The 3,042-nt window shown below is 68.5% G+C and carries 1 protein-coding gene; it reads left to right on the forward strand.

Going from position 1 to position 3,042, the window contains the following annotated elements; translation table 11 throughout:
• Positions 1-3,042 (forward strand): hypothetical protein (locus tag I71_RS18515; RefSeq protein ID WP_042696312.1); only part of this gene is annotated, 3,042 nt, incomplete at both ends.

Here is a 3,042-nt window from a genome sequence, read left to right on the forward strand (position 1 = left end):
CTCGACCTATGCCCCGCTTGAGGCTGCGCAGTCGGACATTCCGGTGCCCGCCTCGCCGGCCCAGGTGATCGACAACGGGACTGTCCCCTCCCTCGACCCTGTGACCTTCATTCAAACGCCCGTAGCGGCCGATGTGGCCGCCGTCACCTCGGCGTCGGCGTCGGCGGTGGTGTCCGACACGCCCAGCCTGATGGTGAACGGGGTATCGGGCGACGAGGACACGGCCATCGCCCTGAACATCGCCGCCGCCCTGACCGACGACGGCGGGACCGAGGTGCTGACCGTCACCCTGTCCGGCATCCCGGATGGAGCGGTGCTGCGTGACGGGTCCGGATCGGTTCTGACGGTGGTGAACGGCAGCATCGTGCTGACCTCCTCGCAGATCCCCGGCCTGACCCTGACCCCGCCGCGCGACAGCGGCGACAGCTTCTCCCTGACGGTGACCGCCACCAGCACCGATGGGACCGCCGCTCCCAACAGCGTCACCGCCATTCTGCCGGTCACCGTCAACCCGGTGTCCGACACGCCGACGCTCGGCGTCTCGGCGGTGACGGGGGCCGAGGACAGCGCGATCCCGCTGACCATCGCTCCGGCCCTGACCGACACCGACGGTTCGGAAACGTTGACGGTCACCATCGGCGGCATCCCGACCGGTGCCGTGTTGACCAACACGGCCGGCGACGTGCTGACCATTTCCGGCGGCTCGATCACCCTGACGCCCGGCCAGCTGGCCGGGCTGGCGATCACGCCGCCGCTGAACAGCGACGCCGATTTCACCCTGACGGTCACAGCGACCAGCCGCGACGGCAGCGCCGCCCCGGCCAGCACCACCCTGCCGCTGGTGGTCACGGTCACCCCGGTGACCGACACCCCGACGCTGAGCGTCGCTGCGGCGTCCGGCAACGAGGACAGCGCCATTGCGCTGGTCATCACGCCGGCGCTGACCGACACCGACGGTTCGGAGACGCTGAGCGTCACCATCAGCGGGATTCCGGCCGGCGCGAGCCTCGCCAACGCGGCCGGCGACACGCTGACGATCGGCAACGGCTCGATCACGCTGGCCCCGGGTCAGCTTGCCGGGTTGAAGATCACGCCGCCGGCCAACAGCGATGTCGACTTCACCCTGACGGTCACCACCACCGCGCGGGACGGCACCGCCGATCCGGTGAGCGTCAGCGCGCCTTTGGTGGTGACCGTCAACCCGGTGACCGATACCCCGACGTTGAGCGTCGCCGCGGCGACCGGCAGTGAAGACACCGCCATTCCTCTCGTCATCAACCCCGCCCTGACCGACACCGATGGATCGGAAGCGCTGAGCGTCACCATCAGCGGCATTCCCGTCGGTGCGCGCCTCAGCAACAGCGCAGGCGACACGCTGGCGATCGGCAACGGCTCGATCACCCTGGCGCCTGGTCAGCTGGCGGGCCTGAAGATCACGCCACCGGCGAACAGCGATGTCGATTTCACCCTGACGGTCACCGCGACGGCCAAGGACGGCAGCGCCGATCCGGTCAGCGTCAGCGCGCCCCTTGTGGTCACGGTGACCCCGGTCACCGACACGCCGACGCTGTCGGTGACTGCTGCGCGGGGAGATGAAGACACCGCCATTGCACTGACGATCACTCCGGCTTTGACCGACACCGATGGCTCCGAGACGCTGACAATCACCATCGCCGGCATCCCCGATGGTGCGCATCTCAGCAACACTGCCGGCGACGTGCTGACGGTTTCCGGCGGCTCGATCACGCTGACGCCAGGCCAGCTGGCCGGCTTGGCGATCACCCCGCCGGGCAACAGCGATGCGGACTTCGCGCTCACCGTCACCGCGACCGCGAAGGATGGCGTTGCCGCTCCGGTGTCGGTGACCCAGACCTTGCCGGTGACGGTCAATCCGGTGTCGGACACGCCGACCCTGGCGGTTTCGGCCGCGCGGGGCGACGAGGACACCGCCATCGCGCTGACGATCACCCCGGCGCTGACCGACACCGATGGCTCGGAGGTCTTGAGCGTCACCGTTGCCGGGGTTCCTGCCGGAGCAACCCTCAGCGCCGGCACCTCGGTCACGCAGCCGGACGGCACCACCACCTGGACTCTGACGCCCGAGCAGCTTGCCGGTTTGAAGATCACGCCGCCGTTGAACAGCGACGTGGACTTCGATCTGACGGTCACCGCGACGGCCAAGGACGGCAGTGCCGCACCGGTCAGCGTCAGCGAATCACTGGTGGTTACGGTCGATCCGGTGTCGGACACACCGACCCTGGCGGTTTCAGCCGCGCGGGGTGACGAGGACACCGCCATCGCGCTGACGATCACTCCGGCGCTGACCGACACCGACGGGTCCGAGGCGCTGACGATCACCATCAGCGGCGTCCCCGACGGTGCGCATCTCAGCAACACCGTTGGCGACGTGCTGACGATTTCCGGCGGCTCGATCACGCTGACGCCAAGCCAGTTGGCCGGTCTGAAGATTACGCCGCCGCTGAACAGCGACGATGATTTCACTTTGACCGTAACGGCGACGGCCAAGGACGCCAGTGCCGCTCCGGTCAGCGTCAGCGAATCACTGGTGGTTACGGTCGATCCGGTGTCGGACACGCCGACCCTGGCGGTTTCAGCCGCGCGGGGTGACGAGGACACCGCCATTGCGCTGACGATCACTCCGGCGCTGACCGACACCGACGGGTCCGAGGCGCTGACGATCACCATCAGCGGCATCCCCGACGGTGCGCATCTCAGCAATGATGCCGGCACTGCCCTGACGATCAGCAACGGCTCGGTCACCCTCACACCGGCGCAGCTTGCCGGCTTGAAGATCACGCCGCCGTTGAACAGCGACGTGGACTTCGATCTGACCGTGACGGCGACGGCCAAGGACGGCAGTGCGGCGGTTGCGACGACGACGCAGACGCTGCATGTGACGGTCGATCCGGTGACCGACACGCCGACCCTGACGGTTTCAGCCGCGCGGGGCGATGAGGACACCGCCATTGCGCTGACGATCACCCCGGCGCTGACCGACACCGACGGGTCCGAGGCGCTGAC

It is taken from the genome of Azospirillum sp. B506 (assembly GCF_000333595.1).
Classification (GTDB): domain Bacteria; phylum Pseudomonadota; class Alphaproteobacteria; order Azospirillales; family Azospirillaceae; genus Azospirillum.